A 21,103-nucleotide genomic window follows, 5' to 3' on the forward strand; every position below is an offset into this window, starting at 1 on the left:
CGAGGGGGACTCTCAATAAGGGCGGGTTAGGAATTCAGGTCTTGCAGTTCGAGCGTCAGCGGCTCCGGGCCGGACAGCTTGACCCGCTCATTGGCGGCCAGCGACAGCGTCGCGCCGACCACGTTCGGGCGGATCGGCAGCTCGCCGGCGTCCAGGTCGAGCAGGCAGACCAGGGTCACGCTGGCCGGGCGGCCGTAGTCGAACAGTTCGTTCATGGCGGCGCGGATGGTGCGGCCGCTCATCAATACGTCATCGATCAGCACCAGATGCTGGCCTTCGATCTCGAAGGGCAGGGCCGAGGGGCGCACTTGCGGGTGCAGGCCGTTCTGGCTGAAGTCGTCGCGGTAGAAGGAAACATCCAGCGTGCCCAATGGCGCGTCGCTGGCCAATTCCTTGAGCAAGGCCTGCGCGACCCAGATGCCGCCAGTGCGGATGCCGATGTAACGCGGTTCGCTGATATCACGCTGTGCAAGGTGCGCCTTGAGGCGGGTCGCCATCTGGCTGATCAGATCGGCGGGATTGGGCAGGCTCATGGTTGCTCCTTCGTGATTCCGAGCCGCGTCCTGCCGGACGTGGCTGGGTTTATAACCAAAAGAAAAGCGCCGAAGCGCTTGTCAGGATTCAAACAATGCAGTGTTTTCATCGAGCCAGCCCTGCAACAGCAGGGCGGCGGCGATGGCGTCCACCGGGTTGTCGCGGTAACTGCCTTTCTGCCCGCCGCACACCAGTCGCTCACCCTTGGCTTCAAAGGTGGTCAGGCGTTCGTCGTGGGTATAGAAGGGCACATTGAAGCGGCCATTGAGACGGCGGGCGAATTTCTCCGCGCGCAGGCACATCTCGCTGGGCGTACCGTCCATGTTCAGCGGCAGGCCGACCACCACGGCGTCGGGTTTCCATTCCTTGAACAGCGCTTCGACCTGATTCCAGTCGGGCACGCCGTTCTGCGCTTTCAGGGTGCACAGCTCACGGGCCTGGCCGGTAATCACCTGGCCGACCGCAACGCCGATCTGTTTGGTGCCGTAGTCGAAGCCGAGAATCAGGCGCAGGGCCATCAGGCGTGCCCTGCCTGGCTGGTCAGCAGGCTGAGGTTGATCCCCAGGTGCCGGGCCGCCGCCTCAAGACGCAGTTCGCTGCTGGTGTTGAACAGGATGTCGGCGTCGTACGGGCAGGTCAGCCAGGCGTTGTCGGCCAGTTCGGCCTCCAGTTGCCCGGCTTCCCAACCGGCATAACCAAGGGTGATTACGCTTTTCGCCGGGCCCACGCCGTCGGCGATGGCGAACAGCACGTCCTGGGAGGTGGACAGCGCCAGATCACCGTCCAGCTCGACGGTGGCCTGAAAGGTCTTGCCCGCCGGGTGCAGGACGAAACCGCGATCGGTCTGCACCGGGCCACCAATGAAGATCGGCACATGCTGGCACAGCGCTGGCGGATCGATGTCCGGGCGCAATTGCTCGAGAATGTCAGCCAGATTCAGCTCTTGCGGTCGATTGACCACCAGTCCCATGGCGCCATTGGCCGTGTGCTCGACGATGTAGGTCAAGGTGTGGGCAAAGTTCGGGTCGGCCATGTGCGGCATGGCGATCAGGAAGTGATGCTTGAGGTAGCTGGGGCTGACGTTTTTCATGAGCGATAGTGTGGCGTCGTAGGGGCAAACTGACAAGCTGACGATCAGAGAACAACGCAGATCAAAGGGTGGGAGCGGGCTTGCTCGCGAAGAGGGCGTGTCAGGCAAAGTCAATGTAGCTGACCCACCGCATTCGCGAGCAAGCCCGCTCCCACAGGGGTTTTGCGGTGTTCTTAATTGCTGGAAAGCTTGTCGCCCCGGGCGAATTTCCAGGTGCGGATGATTTCCAGTCGGTCGATATCCGACAGATCGCCGGTAAACGGCGCAAACGGTGCCGCCAGTCGGACGATGCGCTGCGCCGCCTGATCCAGCAACGGCTGGCCGGACGATTCCAGCACCAGCACTTCATACAGCGAGCCGTCGCGGTTGATCGAGACCATCAGCCGCAGGTTGCCGTAGATCTGCTTGCGCCGAGCTTCCTCGGGGTAATTGAGGTTGCCGATGCGCTCAACCTTCTTGCGCCAGTCATCCTTGTACCAGGCGCCCTTGTCGCGCATGGTCGAGGCCGCGCTCAAACGGTGAATCCGCGGGCGCTTGGCGTACAACTGTTGTTCGTTGGCCAGTTCCGCTTCGAGGCTGGCGATGTCGCTGGACAGCTGCGAGCTGTCGAACGTCGGCGCGTTGACCGCGGGTTTGGTCTCGGTTTTGGTTTCTTCTTTCTTGGTCGGCGCCTTTTGCTGTTTCGGCGCCACGGTGGTCACCGCAGCCTTGGGCGCGGCTTCGCGTACTTCCGGTTTGGCGGCCGGGGGCGGGGTGACCTTCTTGACCTGATTGTCCTGGAACGGCGCGACCTCGGTGGTCTTGGGAATCGCCTTCTTGTCGAGGGTGCCGCTGCCTTCCTGGTTTTCCTGAGCGAGGAAATCAGCCTTTTTCGGCTTGGTTTCGCTCTTGAAGGTGGCGAGGGTGATTTCCAGGGTTTTGCTGATCTGCTTGGGTTCGACCATGGTAAAGCCGACGCCGAGCAGCAGCGCCAAATGAATCAGCGCCGCGAGAAACAGGGTAAATCCGAGGCGATCGGCCGGGCGCACGCCACGATGGGCGAGTTCTGCGGGCAGATCGGACGGGAGGGTCATGACAAGAAAACCAACATCGCGTTTTTCAGAGGCTGCGCATGATAACGCAATGTTGGTTTCGCGCCTTGGGCTTCACGCTTCAAGCGACAAGCTGCATGTGACACACGTCAAGCTTGCGGCTTTTTGCCGGCGGCTTGCGGCTTTTTGCCGGCGGCTTGCAGCTTCTTGTCGATGGCATCCATCAGCATGCCGCCGATATCGGTACCGAAAGCGTTGTCGATTTCGCGGATGCAGGTCGGGCTGGTGACGTTGATTTCGGTGAGGTTTTCACCTATCACGTCCAGACCGACGAACAGCAGGCCTTTCTCACGCAAAGTCGGGCCGACCTGGGCGGCGATCCAGCGATCCTTGTCGGTCAACGGCCGGGCTTCACCACGACCACCGGCCGCGAGGTTGCCACGGGTTTCGCCCTGGGCCGGAATCCGTGCCAGGCAGTAATCCACCGGCTCGCCGTCGATCATCAGGATGCGTTTGTCGCCGTCCTTGATCGCCGGCAGGTAGGCCTGGCCCATGATCTGCTGATTGCCGAGGGCAGTCAGGGTTTCCAGAATCACCGACAGGTTCGGATCGCCGGCGCGGTGACGGAAAATCGAAGTGCCGCCCATGCCGTCCAGCGGCTTGAGGATTACGTCGCCATGCTTGGCGGCGAATTCACGCAGCACATCGGCGCGGCGGCTGACGATGGTCGGCGGGGTGCACTGCGGGAACAGCGTGGCGAACAGTTTTTCGTTGCAGTCGCGCAGGCTCTGCGGCTTGTTGACCACCAGCACGCCGGCGGTTTCGGCCTGTTCCAGCAGGTAGGTGGAGTAGACGAACTCCATGTCGAACGGCGGATCCTTGCGCATCAGGATCACGTCGAGGTCGCTCAGCAGGTTGTCCTGCTCGGCGTCCAGTTCGAACCATTTTTCCGGGTTGGCGAAGACTTTCAGCGGCTTCATGCGCGCCCGGGCCTGACCTTCGGCCTGATACAGGTCGCGCTGCTCCATGTAGAACAGTTCCCAGCCACGTTTCTGCGCGGCCAGCAGCATGGCCAGCGAGCTATCCTTTTTATAGGAAATGCTGGCGATAGGGTCCATGACAATCCCGACGCGAACGCTCATTGGGTTTTCCTCGAAAATTGGCTACCGGATCGGTATTGAAAAAGTGCCGCCAGAGTGGCGCTGGCAGGGTTTTCGGTCAAGGAAAAACCCGTCGATAGATTGCATCTGGAGACTGTGCTAAAAAGGCTGGCATAGCGTGCTGGCCCTTGAGCATCAAGGGTTTCCAGCCATTACTCATCGCAAAACGGACAATTTGATTCGCAAAGGCGACGGTAGAGCCCTCTTATGGAACAGCAGTCCAGCGCCTTGAAGGTCATGGTGATCGATGACTCGAAAACGATTCGTCGCACCGCCGAAACGCTGTTGAAAAATGTGGGCTGCGAAGTCATCACGGCGATCGATGGCTTCGACGCTTTGGCGAAGATCGCCGACCACCACCCCGGGATCATTTTTGTCGACATCATGATGCCGCGTCTGGATGGTTATCAGACCTGCGCTTTAATCAAGAACAACAGTGCGTTCAAGGCCACGCCGGTGATCATGCTGTCGTCGCGTGACGGGCTGTTCGACAAGGCCAAGGGGCGGATTGTCGGTTCTGATCAATTTTTGACCAAACCTTTCAGCAAGGAAGAGCTGCTTGACGCGATTCAGGCCCACGTTCCGGGCTTCGCCGCCGTTTTGCCGCAGTAAGACACGTACAGTGACGCTCGGCCAGCGGGCCGGATGTCGACAAGAAAAATGGGGAAGACCATGGCACGTATCCTGATCGTCGATGATTCGCCGACTGAAATGTACAAACTCACCGGCATGCTGGAAAAGCACGGCCATGAAGTGCTCAAGGCCGAAAACGGTGCCGACGGCGTGGCCCTGGCCCGTCAGGAAAAACCCGACGCGGTGCTGATGGACATCGTCATGCCCGGCCTCAACGGTTTTCAGGCCACCCGCCAGTTGACCAAGGATGCCGAGACCAGCCACATCCCGGTGATCATCATCACCACCAAGGATCAGGAAACCGACAAGGTTTGGGGCACGCGCCAGGGCGCGAAGGATTACCTGACCAAACCGGTCGAAGAAGACATGCTGATCAAGACCCTGAACAACGTGCTGGCCGGTTGATCGCGCGGCCATGAACCAGTCGCTGACCGCGTTCGAGCTGCTGTGGCAGATCGACCAGCGCTGCCGTCTGCTGGCGGCGGACCTGCCGTCGCAGCCCGGCCGTCAGGATCGCTGGAGCGGCATCGGCTTTCGCCTCGGCGAGCATTGGTACGTGACGCCGATGGGCGAAGTCAGCGAAGTGCTGCACGAGCCGCGCTGCACTCAGTTGCCCGGGGTCAAGCCGTGGGTCAAAGGGGTGGCTAACCTGCGTGGGCGCTTGCTGCCGATCATGGACCTGTGCGGCTTCTTCGGTCACGAGCTGTCGCCGCTGCGCAAACAGCGGCGTGTGTTGGTGGTGGAGCACAACGATGTGTTCGCCGGGTTGCTGGTGGATGAGGTGTTCGGTCTGCAGCACTTCGAGCAGGACAGCTTCGAACCGATCTCGATCAGCAAGCGCCAGGGCTCCAAGGCCGAGTTCGTCAAAGGCTATTTCCGGCGCGAGCAGAACTGGCGGGTGTTCAGCCTGTTTGCGCTGGCCAAATCGCCGGTGTTCATGAGCGTCGCGATATAACTCTGACACTACAAATCCCATGTGGGAGCGGGCTTGCTCGCGAATACCGTCTGACATTCAACATAGATGCTGGCTGACCCACCGCATTCGCGAGCAAGCCCGCTCCCACAGTGGACCGTGGCAGGTTTCATAGGCGAGGACCGATGACAAAGGCAAAAACAGGCAAATCGGCGGAAGGGTCGCGCAGTCGCTCGCAGATCATCGTGCTGTTCATCGCACTGATCGTGTTCATCATGCTGCTGTTCGCCAACTTCGCCTACCTCAACACCCAGGCCAACTACGACAAGCAGTACATCGGCCACGCCGGTGAGCTGCGCGTGCTGTCGCAACGCATCGCCAAGAACGCCACCGAAGCGGCTGCCGGGAAGTCGGCAGCGTTCAAGCTGCTGAGCGATGCGCGCAACGATTTTGCCCAGCGCTGGGGTTACCTGAAGAAGGGCGACCCGGCCACCGGCCTGCCACCCGCGCCGGCCACCGTGCGCCCGGAAATGCGCGCGGTGCAGCTGGATTGGGAACGCCTGCTGAAAAACACCGATGCGATTCTCTCCAGTGAGCAGACCGTGCTCTCGCTGCATCAGGTCGCCGCGACCCTGGCTGAAACCGTGCCGCAGTTGCAGATCGAATACGAAAAAGTCGTCGAGATCCTTCTGCAACGCGGCGCCCCGGCAGCGCAGGTGGCGATGGCCCAGCGCCAATCGCTGCTGGCCGAACGCATTCTCGGCGCGGTCAACACCGTGCTGGCCGGTGACGAAAACTCGCAGCAGGCTGCCGATGCGTTTGGCCGCGACGCCACCCGTTTCGGCCAGGTGCTCAACGGCATGTTGCAGGGCAACCCGACCCTGAAAATCAGCCAGGTCGAAGACCGTGATGCCCGTGCGCGGCTGAGTGAAATTTCCGAGCTGTTCCAGTTCGTCTCCGGCTCGGTGGACGAAATCCTCGAAACCTCGCCGGAGCTGTTCAAGGTCCGGGAGTCGGCGAGCAATATCTTCAGCCTGTCGCAGACCCTGCTCGACGAAGCCTCACACCTCGCCAGCGGTTTCGAAAACCTTGCCGGCGGGCGCAACACCGACACCATCGGCGGCTACGTCCTTGGTTTGCTGGCGCTGGCCTCGATCATCCTGATCGGCATGGTCATGGTTCGTGAAACCAACCGCCAGTTGCGCGAGACCGCCGAGAAGAACGAGCGCAACCAGAACGCGATCATGCGCCTGCTCGACGAGATCGAAGACCTCGCCGACGGTGACCTGACGGTGACCGCCTCGGTGACCGAAGACTTCACCGGGACCATCGCCGATTCGATCAACTACTCGGTTGACCAACTGCGCGATCTGGTCGCGACCATCAACCTCACCGCCGGCCAGGTCGCCGCCGCCGTGCAGGAAACCCAGGCCACCGCCATGCACCTGGCCCAGGCCTCGGAGCATCAGGCGCAGCAGATTTCCGAAGCCTCGACCGCGATCAGCGACATGGCTCAGTCGATCGATCAGGTCTCGGCCAACGCCGCTGAATCCTCGGCGGTGGCCGAGCGCTCGGTGGAGATCGCCAACAAGGGCAACGAGGTGGTGCACAACACCATCCACGGCATGGACAACATTCGTGAACAGATTCAGGACACCGCCAAGCGCATCAAGCGTCTGGGCGAGTCGTCGCAGGAAATTGGCGACATCGTCAGCCTGATCGACGACATTGCCGACCAGACCAACATCCTCGCGCTCAACGCGGCGATTCAGGCCTCGATGGCCGGGGATGCCGGGCGCGGCTTTGCCGTGGTCGCCGACGAAGTGCAGCGGTTGGCCGAACGTTCGTCCGCCGCCACCCGGCAGATTGAAACCCTGGTGCGGGCGATTCAGACCGACACCAACGAAGCGGTGATTTCCATGGAGCAGACCACCACCGAGGTGGTGCGCGGCGCGCGTCTGGCGCAGGATGCCGGTGTGGCCCTGGAAGAAATCGAAGGTGTATCGAAGACCCTTGCCGCGCTGATTCAGAGCATCTCCAACGCGGCGCAGCAGCAGACCTCGTCGGCCGGGCAGATCTCGCTGACGATGAACGTGATCCAGCAGATCACCACGCAGACCTCGTCCGGCTCGACCGCCACCGCTGAGAGCATCGGCAACCTGGCGAAAATGGCCAGTCAGCTGCGCCGTTCGGTATCCGGTTTCACCTTGCCGTCGGCGTCCGCGACGGATAAGGCGTGAGTGGAGTGGTTATGGGTGACCGGCACGACTACGTGGCCCTCGAATGGGTCAAGGGTGAAATTGCCGAAACGCTGAAACAGGCGCATCAGGCGATTGAAACCGTGCTCGATGACCCGCAGGCCGCGCCGGGGCTGGATGAGTGTCTGGCGTATATCCATCAGGTGCATGGCAGTTTGCAGATGGTCGAGTTCTACGGCGCCGCGTTGCTCGCCGAAGAGATGGAGCATCTGGTCGAAGCCTTGCAGCACGGGCGCGTCGCCCATCGCGATGAAGCCCTGCACTTGCTGCTGCAAGCCCTCGGGCAATTGCCGATCTACCTCGATCGGGTGCAGAGCGCCCGCCGCGACTTGCCGCTGGTGGTGCTGCCGCTGATCAACGATCTGCGCAGTGCACGCGGCGACAGCCTGCTCTCGGAAACCAGCCTGTTCAGCCCGCCACTGCCGGACTTGCCGCCGTTGAGCGCAGAAGCGCTGGCCGCGCTGGAGCCGGCCGAGTGGCCCAACATGCTGCGCAAGTTGCGCCAGATGCTGCAAATGGCGCTGGTCGGGTTGCTGCGCGAGCAGGATGATCAGACCCACCTCGAATACCTGGCGAAAGTTTTCCAGCGCCTCGAAGCGCTCAGCGCCGATGCGCCCCTGAGCCCGCTGTGGCAGGTCGCTTCCGCGCTGGTCGAAGGCATGCGCGAAGGCGCCATCGCCAACAGCCCGGCGTTGCGCAGCCTGTTCAAGGACGCCGACAAGGAACTCAAGCGCCTGCTCGAACAGGGCATGCGCGGCCTCAATCAGCCGCCCCCGCCGGAGCTGCTGAAAAGCCTGCTGTTCTATATTGCCAAAGCCGAACATCCCACCGGGCAGATGCTGACCATGAAAGATCGCTACTCCCTGGACGACGCGTTGCCCGACAGCGCGATGGTCGACGAAGAACGTGCGCGTCTGGCCGGCCCCGACCGCGATGCGATGCGCTCGGTGCTGGCGGCGCTGTGCGAAGAGCTGGTGCGGGTCAAGGAGCGTCTCGACCTGTTCGTCCGCAGCGACCGTCAGCACACCTCCGACCTGGAGAGCCTGCTGGCGCCGTTGCGGCAGATCGCCGACACCCTCGCGGTGCTCGGTTTCGGCCAGCCGCGCAAAGTCATCATCGATCAACTGGCGGTGGTCCTCAGCCTCGCTCAGGGCCAGCGCGAACCGAATGACGCGACCCTGATGGACGTTGCCGGCGCGCTGCTTTACGTCGAAGCCAACCTCGCCGGGATGGTCGGCACCGTCGAGCCGGAAAGCCCCGAAGACGCGCGCCTGCCGACCACCGACCTGACACAGATCCATCAGATCGTGATCAAGGAAGCACGCATCTGCCTGCAACAGGCCAAGGACATGATCGTCGATTACATCGACGCCGACTGGGATCGCCAGCAACTGCAACCGTTGCCGGAACTGCTGACCCAGGTGCGCGGCGCGCTGGCGATGATTCCGCTGAGCCGGGCGGCGAGTCTGGTCGAGGCCTGTAACAGCTTCATCCGCGAACACCTGCTGCTCGATCCGCACCAGCCAGGCTGGCAGCAACTGGATAATCTGGCCGACGTCATCACCAGCCTCGAGTATTACCTCGAGCGCCTGAGCGACGACCCGCAAGCGCCGAATGAACAACTGCTGGATGTCGCACAAAAAAGCCTCGCCAGCCTGGGGTTCTTTCCACATGAGCAGCACGTGCCGCTGCTCGACGACGTGCTCAGCCCCAGCGAAGCGCTGGTGATGCAGGATCTGCAGACACTGGATGACCCCGAAACCGTGCAGTCGCTGGCCGAGGTGCTGGCCAGCCCGGTGTCGGCGGTCAACCCGCCGGCCTTGATCACCCCCGGCAGCCTGATGCCGCCGCCGGTCGATGAAGCACCGGTGGACGATGAACTGCGCGAAGTGTTCCTCGAAGAGACCGACGAGGTGCTCGAGGTTCTGCACGAATACCTGCCGCGCTGGTCGGCTGACACTCATGACCGCGCCGCCCTGACCGAACTGCGCCGCGCTTTTCACACCTTGAAGGGCAGCGGGCGCATGGTTCGCGCATTGATCCTTGGCGAGCTGGCGTGGGCCGTGGAAAACCTGCTCAACCGCGTGCTGGAGCACAGTGTCGAGCCTGGAGCGCAGGTGCAGCAGTTGCTCACCGACACCGTGTTGCTGCTGCCGGAGCTGATCAGCGAATTCGCCACGCACCGTCAGCGTCAGCGCAGCGATGTCGATCAACTGGCGGCCCGTGCGCATGCGCTGGCCAAAGGCGTCGAGCCGCTGGCGGCCGAAGACGTCGCCGACGTGGCGGCCCTCGATCCGCTGTTGCTGGAGATCTTTCGCAACGAAGCCGAAACCCACCTCGCCAGCCTCAACCGCTTCCTCGATCAGGCTGCCGAGCATGTGCCGCTGCCGGCCAGCGACGAATTGCAGCGCGCCTTGCACACGCTCAAGGGCAGTGCCTCGATGGCCGGCGTGTTGCCGATTGCCGAACTGGCCGCGCCGCTGGATAAACTGGCGCGCGAGTTCAAGGCGCACCAGTTGCCGCTGGATCTGGATGAAGTGGAATTGCTCCTCGAAGCCGAAGGTCTGTTCCGCGTCGGTTTGCGCCAGCTCAAGCACGATCCGCTGGCGCCGATTGTCGGTGCGCAGTCGCTGATCAAACGCACCGAAACGCTGCTGGCCGAACGCCTGGAAGCGATCCTCAGCGCACCGAATACCGGGTTGCGGATCAAGCGCGATCCGCAACTGATCAACAACTTCCTCGCCCAGGGCATGGACATCCTGCTCGACGCCGAAAGCCTGTTGCAGCGCTGGCAGCAACATCCCGGCGAGCGTCAGGAACTCAGCGCGCTGCTGGACGAACTGACCACTTTAGGCGAAGGCGCACACCTTGCCGATCTGCTGCCGGTGGACGTGCTCTGCGAAGCCTTGCTCGACCTCTACGGCGCCGTCGAAGAAAGCAGCCTGGCGGTCAGCGACAGGTTTTTCCACGAAGCGCAGAACGCTCATGAAGCGCTGATCAACATGCTCGACGAACTGGCTGCCGGCCAGGAAGTCACCCCGCAGCCGCAGCGCATTCGTGCCTTGCACGAACTGCTCGACGAAAGCCTCGACCCGACGGCCATGGGGCTGATCCGCAGCGACGGCAGCCGCACCTTGAGCATCCATGAGCTGGGCGCCGCCACCGCCGAACTGTCCCGCGCCAACGCCGAAAGCGCGCCGGATGACGAGATCGTCGAGATCTTCCTCGAAGAAGCGGTGGATATTCTCGACAGTGCCGGGCAAGCCCTGCAACGCTGGTTGAGCGACCCGGACAACGCTGCGCCGCTGTCGTCGTTGCAGCGCGATCTGCACACCCTCAAGGGCGGCGCGCGGATGGCCGAGGTCGACGCCATCGGCGATCTGGCCCATGAGCTGGAAAGTCTCTACGAAGGTCTGATGGATCGTCGCCACAGCTACAGCGAGCTGCTCGGACGCTTGCTGCACAAGAGCCACGACCGCTTGGCCCAGTTGCTTGAACAGTTGCACAACCATCAGCCGCTGACCCCGGCACAAGACCTGATCGAAGCAATCCGCCAGTTCCGCCAGGGCCAGTCCGGCAGTGGCGAAACGGCGCAGCCGACGGCTGTACCCGACAGCGCCGCGCATGATCCGGAACTGTTGGAAATCTTCCTCGAAGAAGGTTTCGACATCATCGAAAGCTCCGGCGCGGCGCTGCTGCGCTGGCAGGCCGAGCCGGGCAATCGGCAGGAAGTGGAAACCCTGCTGCGCGATCTGCACACCCTAAAGGGCGGTGCGCGGATGGTCGAGATCGGCCCGATCGGCGACCTCGCCCATGAGTTGGAATACCTTTACGAAAGCCTCGCCACCGGCGTGCTGCAACCGTCCGCCGAACTGTTCGCGCTGGTGCAGCGCGGGCATGACCGGCTGGCGCAGATGCTCGACGGCGTGCGCGCCGGGCAGCCATGCCCACCAGCGGATCGGCTGATCAATGCGATCCAGAATTTCAGCCACCCGGCGACCCCTGACACGCCGCCGCTGCTGCCGATTCCGGCCAAGACCGAGCCTGCGGCACCCGCCGCTGATGCCAGCGCGGACATGGTCAAGGTCTCCGCCGAACTGCTCGATGAGCTGGTCAACCTGGCCGGGGAAACCTCGATTTTCCGTGGACGTATCGAGCAGCAAGTCAGCGATGCGCAAACCGCGCTGAACGAGATGGAAACCACCATCGAACGCATGCGCGATCAGTTGCGCCGGCTCGACACCGAAACCCAGGGGCGGATCCTCAGCCGTCAGCAAGTCGATGCCGAACGCCTCGGTTACGAAGAGTTCGACCCGCTGGAAATGGACCGCCATTCGCAGTTGCAGCAACTGTCGCGGGCGCTGTTCGAATCTGCCTCCGACTTGCTCGATCTCAAGGAAACCCTCGAGCGCCGCAACCACGACGCCGAGAACCTGTTGCAGCAACAGGGGCGGATCAACACCGAGTTGCAGGAAGGCCTGATGCGTACGCGCATGGTGCCGTTCGAACGCATGCTGCCGCGCCTGAAACGTATCGTGCGGCAGGTCGCCGAAGAGCTGAACAAAGACGTCGCGTTCATCATCGGCAACGCCGAAGGCGAGATGGATCGCAACGTGCTGGAGCGCATGGCCGCGCCGCTGGAGCACATGCTGCGCAACGCCGTCGACCATGGCCTGGAGTCGGCCGAAGTGCGGCTGGCGGCGGGCAAACCGGCGCAGGGCACGATCACCCTCGACCTGACCCGCGAGGGCGGCGACATCGTTTTCGATATTCGCGACGATGGCGCCGGGGTGCCGCTGGAAGCGGTGCGGCGCAAGGCGATCAAGCGCGGCCTGCTGGCACCGGACGCCGAGATCAGCGACCGCGACGTGCTGCAATTCATCCTGCAGCCGGGGTTCTCCACGGCGGAAAAGATCACCCAGATTTCCGGGCGCGGCGTCGGCATGGACGTGGTTCACGAAGAAGTCCGTCAGCTCGGCGGCACCATGAGCATCGACTCGGTGCCGGGGCAGGGTGTGCATTTTCGCATTCGTCTGCCGTTCACCGTGTCGGTCAACCGCGCGCTGATGGTGCAGTGCGGCGAGGATCAATACGCGATTCCGCTGAACACCATCGAAGGCATCGTCCGCGTGTTGCCGAATGATCTGGAAGCGCACTACCGCAACGATCCGCCGAGCTACCACTACGCCGGTCAGCGCTACGAACTGTGCTATCTGGGCGAGCTGCTGAAAACCGCGCCACGGCCGAAACTGCTCGGCCAGAGCCTGCCGTTGCCGGTGCTTCTGGTGCAGTGCAATGACCGGCACATCGCGGTGCAGGTCGATGCGATGGCCGGCACCCGCGAGATCGTGGTCAAGAGCCTCGGCCCGCAGTTTGCGGCGGTGCAGGGGGTGTCCGGGGCGACGATTCTCGGCGATGGCCGGGTGGTGCTGATTCTTGATTTGCTCGCACCGATCCGCGCGATGCAGGCGCGGGTTGCGCAGCGCCCGGCGCAGGCGGAAATCGACAGCGAACCGCAGAAGCCACTGCTGGTTATGGTGGTCGACGACTCGGTGACCGTGCGCAAGGTCACCAGCCGTTTGCTCGAACGCCACGGCATGAACGTGCTGACCGCCAAGGACGGTGTCGACGCCATGTTGCTGCTCGAAGAACACATGCCCGACCTGATGCTGCTCGACATCGAAATGCCGCGCATGGACGGCTTCGAAGTCGCCACCCAAGTGCGTAACGATGAGCGCCTGCAGCACCTGCCGATCATCATGATCACCTCGCGCACCGGGCAGAAACACCGCGACCGCGCGATGGCCATCGGCGTCAACGACTACCTCGGCAAGCCGTATCAGGAATCGGTGCTGCTCGAAAGCATTGCCCACTGGAGCAAGAAACATGCATGAGCGCCGCCACAACGCGCGCACCAGCCAACTCACCGGCCTGCTGCTGCCGTTGGCCGATCGCAACCTGATCCTGCCCAACGTCGCCGTCGCCGAACTGATCGACTACCAGGCCAGCGCCTTCGACCTCGACACACCGCCGTGGTACCTGGGGCGGGTGAGCTGGCGTGAGCGGCAGATTCCGCTGCTGAGTTTCGAGTCGGCCTGCGGGCAGAAAGTCGTCATCGGCGAACGCGCGCGGATCGTCATCCTCAATGCCCTTGGTGGGCTGCCGCAGCTGAAATTCATCGCACTGCTGGTGCAGGGGATCCCGCGTTCGTACAAGCTCGACAGCCAGTTGAGTTATGTCGATGTGCCGTTGTGTGCGCTGGAGCAGGCAGCGGTGCAAGTCGGGGAGCAGGTGGCGAAAGTCCCGGATTTGTTGGGGTTGGAGCAGTTGTTGGTGGAGGCTGGGTTGGCTCACTGATCCGGAATCTTCGGTGGCCTGACTGGCCTCTTCGCGAGCAGGCTCACTCCTACAATTGGAATGCGTTCCTCCTGTAGGAGTGAGCCTGCTCGCGATAGCGCCTGCGGCATCACCCAAAATCTGAGAGACAAATCTCAATCCCTTCAGTGCAATAAACACTATTCAGCATGGTTGTTTAAAAAACACTCAGTGTTACGCCTCACCGGCCTACAAATCCTTGCGCCGCTGCCTACGCATGCACCAGAATCCGCCGGCTTGTGCGCCCTCGGCAGGCTGCGTAACTTGATTGCGTCACTGATTCCCAGTGATCGGGTTTAGCAGCCCGGCTTTGTCCTTTCCCCGGTGCACGAGATTCATCCAGTCAGGCATTCGCCTGCGCTTGATGGTGGCTGTGCGCATGGCACCTTCGGGTGCGCCGGGTTGGGGATTGACCGGTCTGCTAACTTGCGCATAGCCGCCACCCTACCGTTTAGCAGCGGGATGGTGCGGCCTCACAGAGGTTTATCCCCATGTTCAAAGTAACGCCAAACCCGCCGGCCACCGACCCGGCATCCCCCTACGAAGCCCCCGAATCAAAGAAATTCCACGAAGCCGCCGAACGCGCCCTCGACCATTACCTCGGCCCGCCAAAGCCCGACCTCATGGCCACGCCCTACACCCCCAACACGCTGTATATGGCCAACCCCGACGCCGACAGCGAATCCTTGCTGGCCGACGCCAGCGAATCCCTCGGCTCCGCTACGGTCATGCTCAACAACCATGCGGCGCTGGTGCAAGGCATGCACCGCAAGACGCTGCAGGGCATTGCTCAGGTGGTGATGGTGGCGGAGATGGCGGTGAATCGGGTGTTGGACAAATTGGTGCCCACGGACTGAAGAGTTGCGGCGAGGCCTCTAACGCCATCGCGAGCATGCTCACTCCTACATTTGGAATGCGTTCTCCTTGTAGGAGTGAGCCTGCTCGCGATAGCTATCCCAATCATTACGCTCAGCGTAATGATTCACCACCGCGCTTGATTGATGCCCCCAATCCACACGCCTAACGTAGCTCCACGACAGCGAACCCCGTGGAGTGAGCATGACAACAATAATTTCCCCCGACTCGCGCTGGACGCGGCGGCGTGACGAGAAGCAGCGGCGTCTCGACAAGGTGCGCGGGCTGGCCGACGGTGTGGTACTGCCAAGTGACAAGATCGTCGCCGCACTCGAAGCGTTGATCCATCCCGGCGACCGGGTGGTGCTGGAGGGCAATAACCAGAAGCAGGCGGATTTCCTTTCCCGTTCGCTGGCCAAAGCCGATCCGGCCAAGCTGCATGATCTGCACATGATCATGCCCAGCGTCGGTCGCTCCGAGCATCTGGATCTGTTCGAACGCGGCATCGCCCGCAAGCTCGATTTCTCCTTCGCCGGCACCCAGAGCCTGCGCATCAGCCAGTTGCTCGAAGACGGCTTGCTGGAAATCGGCGCGATTCACACCTACATCGAACTCTACGCGCGGCTGGTGGTGGATCTGATCCCCAACGTCGTGCTCTCGGCCGGGTTCATGGCCGACCGTGCCGGCAACATCTACACCGGCCCCAGCACCGAAGACACCCCGGCACTGATCGAACCGGCGGCGTTCAGCGATGGCATCGTCATCGTTCAGGTCAACCAGTTGGTGGATGACGTCAGCGAACTGCCGCGCGTCGACATCCCGGCCTCGTGGGTGGATTTCGTGGTGGTGGCCGACAAGCCGTTCTATATCGAACCGCTGTTCACCCGCGACCCACGGCACATCAAACCGGTGCACGTGTTGATGGCGATGATGGCGATTCGCGGGATCTACGAAAAACACAACGTGCAGTCGCTCAACCACGGCATCGGTTTCAACACCGCCGCGATCGAATTGATCCTGCCGACCTACGGCGAATCCCTCGGCCTCAAGGGCAAGATCTGCCGCAACTGGACGCTCAACCCGCACCCGACGCTGATCCCGGCGATCGAAAGCGGCTGGGTCGAAAGCGTGCATTGCTTCGGCACTGAACTGGGCATGGAGAACTACATCGCCGCCCGCCCGGACGTGTTCTTCACCGGGCGCGACGGCTCGCTGCGCTCCAACCGGATGTTCTGCCAACTCGCCGGGCAATACGCGGTGGATCTGTTTATCGGCGCGACGTTGCAGGTCGATGGCGACGGGCATTCCTCGACCGTGACCCGTGGTCGCCTCGCCGGTTTCGGCGGTGCGCCGAACATGGGCCACGACCCGCGCGGTCGGCGTCACGGCACCCCGGCGTGGCTCGACATGCGCCACGACGATTCACAGCAACCGATGCTCGAACGCGGCAAGAAACTCGTGGTGCAAATGGTCGAGACGTTCCAGGAGGGCGGCAAACCGACCTTCGTCGAAACCCTCGACGCGGTGGAAGTGGCGAAGAAAAGCGGTATGCCGCTGGCGCCGATCATGATCTACGGCGACGACGTCACCCACCTGCTCACCGAAGAGGGCATCGCCTACCTGTACAAGGCGCGCTCGCTGGAAGAGCGTCAGGCGATGATCGCAGCGGTGGCCGGCGTCACCGCCATCGGTCTGCGCCACAACCCGAAAGACACCGAACGCATGCGTCGCGAAGGCCTGATCGCCTTGCCCGAAGACCTCGGCATCCGCCGCACCGACGCCACCCGCGAACTGCTGGCGGCGAAAAGCGTTGCCGATTTGGTCGAGTGGTCCGGCGGCCTCTACAACCCTCCCGCCAAGTTCAGGAGCTGGTAATGCACGCACTCAACCTGCAAGCGAAACCCCTGAGCCTGAGCGAACGCCTGGCCGATCTGGCGGTGGATGCGCTGATCGACGAAGCCGATCTGTCGCCGAAACCGGCGCTGGTCGACCGGCGCGGCAATGGCGCGCACACCGATCTGCACTTGGGCCTGATGCACGCCTCGGCGTTGTCGTTGTGGCCGGCGTTCAAGGAAATGGCCGAAGCGGCGGCTGAAATCGGCGCAGTCGATTCAACGTTGCGCGAAGCGATTGGCCGCATCGGTCGCGAAGGCGAGCAAGCCATGCTCGCGACCACCAACGGTGTGAATACCCATCGCGGCGCAATTTGGGCACTGGGATTACTGGTGACCGCCGCTGCGCTGGAACCGAAATCCTGCAGTGCCAACGCCGTCACCTTGCGCGCCGCACGTCTGGCATTACTCGATGACCGCTACGCACCAAAACCGCTGAGCCACGGCGCACAAGTCGCCCTGCGTTACGGCGCACGCGGTGCCCGCGAGGAAGCGCAACTCGGCTTCCCGTCCGTGCAGCAACGCGGCCTGCCGCAACTCAAACGCAGCCGCGCCAGCGGCCACGGCGAACAGAACGCCCGGCTCGATGCGCTGCTGGCGATCATGACCGATCTGGCCGACACCTGCGTGCTCTACCGCGCCGGTGAACAAGGCCTGCACGCCATGCAACACGGCGCGCAAGCGGTGCTCGACGCCGGCGGCAGCGCCAGCCTCGGCGGGCGTCGGCGCCTGCACGAACTGGATCAACAACTCATCGCATTGAATGCCTCGCCCGGTGGCGCCGCCGACTTGCTCGCCGCCACGCTGCTGCTCGATCGAATCGAGCGCGACGGCATCCTTCAGGGAGCGTTTTGATGGAAACCTTGTCCTTTGAATTCCCCGCCGGGCAGCCGCCGCGCGGGCGCGCGCTGGTCGGTTGTGTCGGCTCGGGCGATCTGGAAGTGCTGATCGAACCGGGGCTGGCCGGCAAGCTGACGATCAATGTGCAGACCTCGGTCAACGGCGCGCAGCAGCGCTGGCAGCATCTGTTTGCGCGGATGTTCGACGGCACCACGCCACCGGCGATGGCCATCGATATCCACGATTTCGGCGCCACGCCGGGGGTGGTGCGTTTGCGCCTGGAACAAGGTTTCGAGGAGATCGGCCATGACTGACAGCGCAGCGCTGTTGCACAAGCACAGCTTCGTCGAACTCGGGGCGCGGCAACGGGCGAAAGCCTTGCTCGATGCCGGAACCTTCCGCGAATTGCTCGACCCGTTTCAACGGGTCATGTCGCCGTGGCTCGAACGCCAGGGCGTGGTGCCGCAAGCCGATGACGGCGTGGTGATCGCCAAGGGCAGCCTCGACGGTTTGCCGGTAGTGATCGCGGCGATTGAAGGCGCGTTTCAGGGCGGCAGCCTCGGCGAAGTCGGCGGGGCGAAGATTGCCGGGGCGCTGGAGCTGACCGCCGATGACAACCGCAAAGGCATCCCGACCCGCGCCGTGCTGCTGCTGGAAACCGGTGGCGTGCGTTTGCAGGAAGCCAACCTCGGGCTGGCGGCGATTGCCGATATTCACGCGGCGATTGTCGATTTGCAGCAGTACCAACCGGTGGTCGGTGTGGTCGCGGGCAGCGTCGGCTGTTTCGGCGGCATGTCGATTGCCGCCGCGCTGTGCAGCTATTTACTGGTGACTCAGGAAGCACGCCTCGGTTTGAACGGCCCGCAGGTGATCGAGCAGGAAGCCGGGATCGAAGAGTACGACTCCCGCGACCGGCCCTTCATCTGGAGCCTGACCGGTGGCGAGCAGCGTTTCGCCAGTGGGTTGGTGGATCGTTATGTCGCCGATGATGTGGCGCAGATTCGCCAGCAGGTCGGTGAGTTGCTGCAACAGGGTTTGCCCGCCCAGCCGCGCAGTCAGCGCGCTGATTGGTTCCTGCAACGTCTGGCGAGCCTGGACACCGATAAACAAATCGAGCCGTCGGTGGTTCGCGATCTGTATCAAGGAGAGCGCTCATGAGTGGTTATTCCGTGCGCGGTTTGAACTGGTTCAACGCAATGACCGGCGGGGCGAAAGCCATAGAAGGTTTGCCGCCATCGTTGAAGGTCGCCGACAGCGAACTTGGGCGGTTTATTGCGGTGGTCGCTGACCCCGACAACCGTTTCCCACGGGCTCGCAATGGCGAAGTCGGATTGCTCGAAGGCTGGGGCTTGGCCAAGGCGGTGGATGACGCGATCACGGCGGATCGCGACAAAGCGCAGAAGCGCCCGATCATCGCCATCGTCGATGTCCCGAGCCAGGCTTACGGTCGTCGCGAAGAAGCCCTCGGCATTCATCAGGCCCTGGCCGGTGCGGCGGACAGTTATGCCCGCGCCCGTCTGGCCGGGCACCCGGTGATTGCGCTGCTGGTGGGCAAGGCCATGTCCGGTGCGTTTCTCGCTCACGGTTATCAGGCCAACCGCTTGATTGCCCTGCGCGATCCCGGGGTGATGGTGCATGCGATGGGCAAGGCCTCGGCGGCGCGAGTGACGCTGCGCAGTGTCGAAGAACTGGAAGCACTGGCCGCCAGCGTGCCGCCGATGGCCTATGACATCGACAGCTACGCCAGCCTCGGATTGCTCTGGGAAACCCTCTCGGTGCAGCAGATCGAGCAGCCGACGGCGGAGGATCTGGCGCGGGTGACCGAGTGCCTGAAACAGGCTATCGGCGATATCTCCAGCGCTGACTTGAGCAAGCGTCTCGGCGCGAAAAATCGTGAGGCCTCCAGCCGCGTGCGTGAACTGCTGAGGGCGCAGTGGTGAACCTGCCATTGGCCCACGACCTGCTGTGGGGCATGACCCCGGCGCAGCTGCCGGCGGATGCGCCGCAGTGGGCGATCGAGTCGCTGGCTGCCGGGCAACCGGTGGTGGTGCGGCGGGCGGTGAGCGCTGAAGATTTGGTCGCGGTGGGCGTGCGCGGTGTGTTGCGTGAGCAGCGGCTGGCGGCGTTCATGGCGCTTGAGGCGGTTGTGCGTCGGGTCAGTCCGGAGGCGCTGTGTCATGTCGATTGCGAGCGCGATTTACCGGTGATGCAGGCACTCAAACAACTGCGGCCGATGCTCGATGATTGCGGTTGGGTCTGGGGCATCAGCGGCAGTGTCGGGTTTGAGTTGGCCAGTGGTTTTGTTGCGATGCACGAGGCCAGCGATCTCGATCTGATTCTGCGTACCCCGCAACTGATCACGCGTAATCAGGCACGCAAACTGGTCGCGGTTTTTGATCAAGCCGTGTGCCGGGTCGACATGCAATTGCAGACGCCGTTCGGTGCAGTCGCGTTGCGCGAATGGGCCAGCGGGTCTGCACGGGTGCTGCTGAAAAATCAGCATCAGGCCTGTCTGGTGGCTGATCCGTGGAACCCGCAGGAGCAGGCAGCGTGAGCAGTCTGTTGGTGTTCCCCGGTCAGGGCGCGCAGCAACCGGGCATGCTCCAGCATTTGTCTCGGGAAACCTTGACCGAGGCCAGCGATGTGCTTGGTGAAGATGTCGTGCTGCTCGATTCTGCCGATGCGTTACGCAGCACCCGGGCGGTTCAGCTGTGCCTGTTGATCGCCGGGGTCGCTGCTTCACGACAATTGCTGCAGGACGGACTCACGGCGGATTACGTCGCCGGCCTGTCCATCGGCGCATACCCGGCAGCGGTGGTCGCCGGGGCGCTGAGCTTCAGCGATGCGTTAAATCTGGTCAGCCTGCGCGGTGAATTGATGCAGCAGGCTTATCCACAAGGCTTTGGCATGACCGCAATCATCGGTCCGCAATTATCCACCGTCGAAACGCTGCTGGCGCAGGTGCACAGCGCGGAGTCGCCGGTGTACCTGGCCAACATCAATGCCGATAACCAGGTGGTGATTGCCGGCAGCGACAAGGCCATGCAAGCGGTGGCGGAACTGGCGCGCAGTCGTGGCGCCGGTCTGGCGAAACGCCTGGCGGTGAGCGTGCCGTCGCACTGCCCGTTGCTGGATCAGCCTGCGCGAATCCTCGCCGAGGCCTTCGCCAAAGTGGAACTGCAAATCCCGAAAATCGCTTATCTGAGTGGCAGTCGCGCGCGTCCGCTGATCAAGCCTGATGCGTTGCGTGATGACCTCGCTTTCAACATGTGCCGCGTGGTGGACTGGCGCGGCACCGTGCAAAGCGCTTACGAGCGCGGTGTACGTTTACAAATCGAACTGCCGCCCGGTGCGGTGCTGACCGGTCTGGCGCGCCGGGTGTTTGAATCGGGCACGGTCACTGCCTTCGACAGTGCGCGTCTGGATACCTTGCAGGCGCTGTTGCGAGAGGAGGGTGGCCGCCGACCCTAAACCGCCGCGACTCAGGCTGCGAACAACAAAAACAACATTCGACGATGCACT

The 21,103-nt window shown here is 62.9% G+C and carries 19 protein-coding genes; 14 read left to right on the forward strand and 5 right to left on the reverse strand.

Translation table 11 applies throughout. The features are described from left to right. Window positions 1-26: 26 nt before the first annotated feature. The 5 genes from pyrR to gshB form a co-directional block, all read right to left on the reverse strand. On the reverse strand, window positions 27-533 hold the full coding sequence (pyrR, locus tag VLA07_RS11430; protein WP_027610583.1) for a bifunctional pyr operon transcriptional regulator/uracil phosphoribosyltransferase PyrR: 507 nt from the start codon (window positions 531-533) through the stop codon (window positions 27-29). Window positions 534-614: 81 nt separating this feature from the next. After that, window positions 615-1,052, reverse strand: a complete 438-nt coding sequence (gene ruvX, locus VLA07_RS11435) for a Holliday junction resolvase RuvX (RefSeq protein WP_333989259.1) — start codon at window positions 1,050-1,052, stop codon at window positions 615-617. Further along, window positions 1,052-1,624 carry a YqgE/AlgH family protein gene (locus VLA07_RS11440; RefSeq protein WP_097088974.1) on the reverse strand — a complete coding sequence of 191 codons (573 nt, stop codon included), beginning with the start codon at window positions 1,622-1,624 and terminating at the stop codon, window positions 1,052-1,054. Before VLA07_RS11440 ends, ruvX begins: the two co-directional genes overlap by 1 nt. Window positions 1,625-1,797: 173 nt before the next feature. Further along, window positions 1,798-2,697 (reverse strand): energy transducer TonB, encoded by a 900-nt coding sequence (locus tag VLA07_RS11445; protein ID WP_007964106.1) that lies wholly within the window; start codon window positions 2,695-2,697, stop codon window positions 1,798-1,800. A 107-nt stretch (window positions 2,698-2,804) separates the two neighbouring features. Then, window positions 2,805-3,797 (reverse strand): glutathione synthase, encoded by a 993-nt coding sequence (gshB, locus tag VLA07_RS11450; protein WP_333989260.1) that lies wholly within the window; start codon window positions 3,795-3,797, stop codon window positions 2,805-2,807. 225 nt (window positions 3,798-4,022) lie between these two features. On the opposite strand from gshB, the gene pilG reads away from it, so the two are divergent. From pilG to mdcH, 14 genes are all read left to right on the forward strand, one after another. Continuing rightward, window positions 4,023-4,427, forward strand: a complete 405-nt coding sequence (pilG, locus tag VLA07_RS11455) for a twitching motility response regulator PilG (protein ID WP_003229093.1) — start codon at window positions 4,023-4,025, stop codon at window positions 4,425-4,427. 60 nt (window positions 4,428-4,487) lie between these two features. After that, window positions 4,488-4,853 (forward strand): twitching motility response regulator PilH, encoded by a 366-nt coding sequence (gene pilH, locus VLA07_RS11460; RefSeq protein WP_025109154.1) that lies wholly within the window; start codon window positions 4,488-4,490, stop codon window positions 4,851-4,853. Between the two features lie 10 nt (window positions 4,854-4,863). Then, complete coding sequence (locus VLA07_RS11465; RefSeq protein WP_007964098.1) at window positions 4,864-5,403, forward strand: chemotaxis protein CheW; 540 nt, start codon at window positions 4,864-4,866, stop codon at window positions 5,401-5,403. A 143-nt stretch (window positions 5,404-5,546) separates the two neighbouring features. Beyond that, window positions 5,547-7,601 (forward strand): methyl-accepting chemotaxis protein, encoded by a 2,055-nt coding sequence (locus VLA07_RS11470; protein WP_027610585.1) that lies wholly within the window; start codon window positions 5,547-5,549, stop codon window positions 7,599-7,601. A gap of 11 nt (window positions 7,602-7,612) precedes the next feature. Then, window positions 7,613-13,513 (forward strand): Hpt domain-containing protein, encoded by a 5,901-nt coding sequence (locus tag VLA07_RS11475; protein ID WP_333989294.1) that lies wholly within the window; start codon window positions 7,613-7,615, stop codon window positions 13,511-13,513. Next, complete coding sequence (locus VLA07_RS11480; RefSeq protein ID WP_183784829.1) at window positions 13,506-13,976, forward strand: chemotaxis protein CheW; 471 nt, start codon at window positions 13,506-13,508, stop codon at window positions 13,974-13,976. Before VLA07_RS11475 ends, VLA07_RS11480 begins: the two co-directional genes overlap by 8 nt. A 509-nt stretch (window positions 13,977-14,485) precedes the next feature. Then, entirely contained in the window at window positions 14,486-14,851 is a 366-nt protein-coding gene (locus VLA07_RS11485; protein ID WP_333989261.1) for a DUF6124 family protein, read from the forward strand. 202 nt (window positions 14,852-15,053) lie between these two features. Next, on the forward strand, window positions 15,054-16,724 hold the full coding sequence (gene mdcA, locus VLA07_RS11490) for a malonate decarboxylase subunit alpha (RefSeq protein WP_333989262.1): 1,671 nt from the start codon (window positions 15,054-15,056) through the stop codon (window positions 16,722-16,724). Continuing rightward, on the forward strand, window positions 16,724-17,596 hold the full coding sequence (locus VLA07_RS11495; RefSeq protein ID WP_333989263.1) for a triphosphoribosyl-dephospho-CoA synthase: 873 nt from the start codon (window positions 16,724-16,726) through the stop codon (window positions 17,594-17,596). Before mdcA ends, VLA07_RS11495 begins: the two co-directional genes overlap by 1 nt. Continuing rightward, on the forward strand, window positions 17,596-17,895 hold the full coding sequence (locus VLA07_RS11500; RefSeq protein ID WP_003229075.1) for a malonate decarboxylase subunit delta: 300 nt from the start codon (window positions 17,596-17,598) through the stop codon (window positions 17,893-17,895). Before VLA07_RS11495 ends, VLA07_RS11500 begins: the two co-directional genes overlap by 1 nt. Then, window positions 17,888-18,739, forward strand: coding sequence for a biotin-independent malonate decarboxylase subunit beta (locus tag VLA07_RS11505; RefSeq protein ID WP_333989264.1), 852 nt, complete (start codon window positions 17,888-17,890; stop codon window positions 18,737-18,739). Before VLA07_RS11500 ends, VLA07_RS11505 begins: the two co-directional genes overlap by 8 nt. Continuing rightward, entirely contained in the window at window positions 18,736-19,521 is a 786-nt protein-coding gene (gene mdcE, locus VLA07_RS11510; protein WP_333989265.1) for a biotin-independent malonate decarboxylase subunit gamma, read from the forward strand. Before VLA07_RS11505 ends, mdcE begins: the two co-directional genes overlap by 4 nt. Beyond that, window positions 19,515-20,135 (forward strand): malonate decarboxylase holo-ACP synthase, encoded by a 621-nt coding sequence (locus VLA07_RS11515; protein ID WP_333989266.1) that lies wholly within the window; start codon window positions 19,515-19,517, stop codon window positions 20,133-20,135. Before mdcE ends, VLA07_RS11515 begins: the two co-directional genes overlap by 7 nt. Then, window positions 20,132-21,052 carry a malonate decarboxylase subunit epsilon gene (mdcH, locus tag VLA07_RS11520; RefSeq protein WP_333989267.1) on the forward strand — a complete coding sequence of 307 codons (921 nt, stop codon included), beginning with the start codon at window positions 20,132-20,134 and terminating at the stop codon, window positions 21,050-21,052. Before VLA07_RS11515 ends, mdcH begins: the two co-directional genes overlap by 4 nt. Window positions 21,053-21,103 lie beyond the last annotated feature (51 nt).

It is taken from the genome of Pseudomonas sp. S3(2024), assembly GCF_036861315.1.
GTDB lineage: Bacteria > Pseudomonadota > Gammaproteobacteria > Pseudomonadales > Pseudomonadaceae > Aquipseudomonas > Aquipseudomonas putida_A.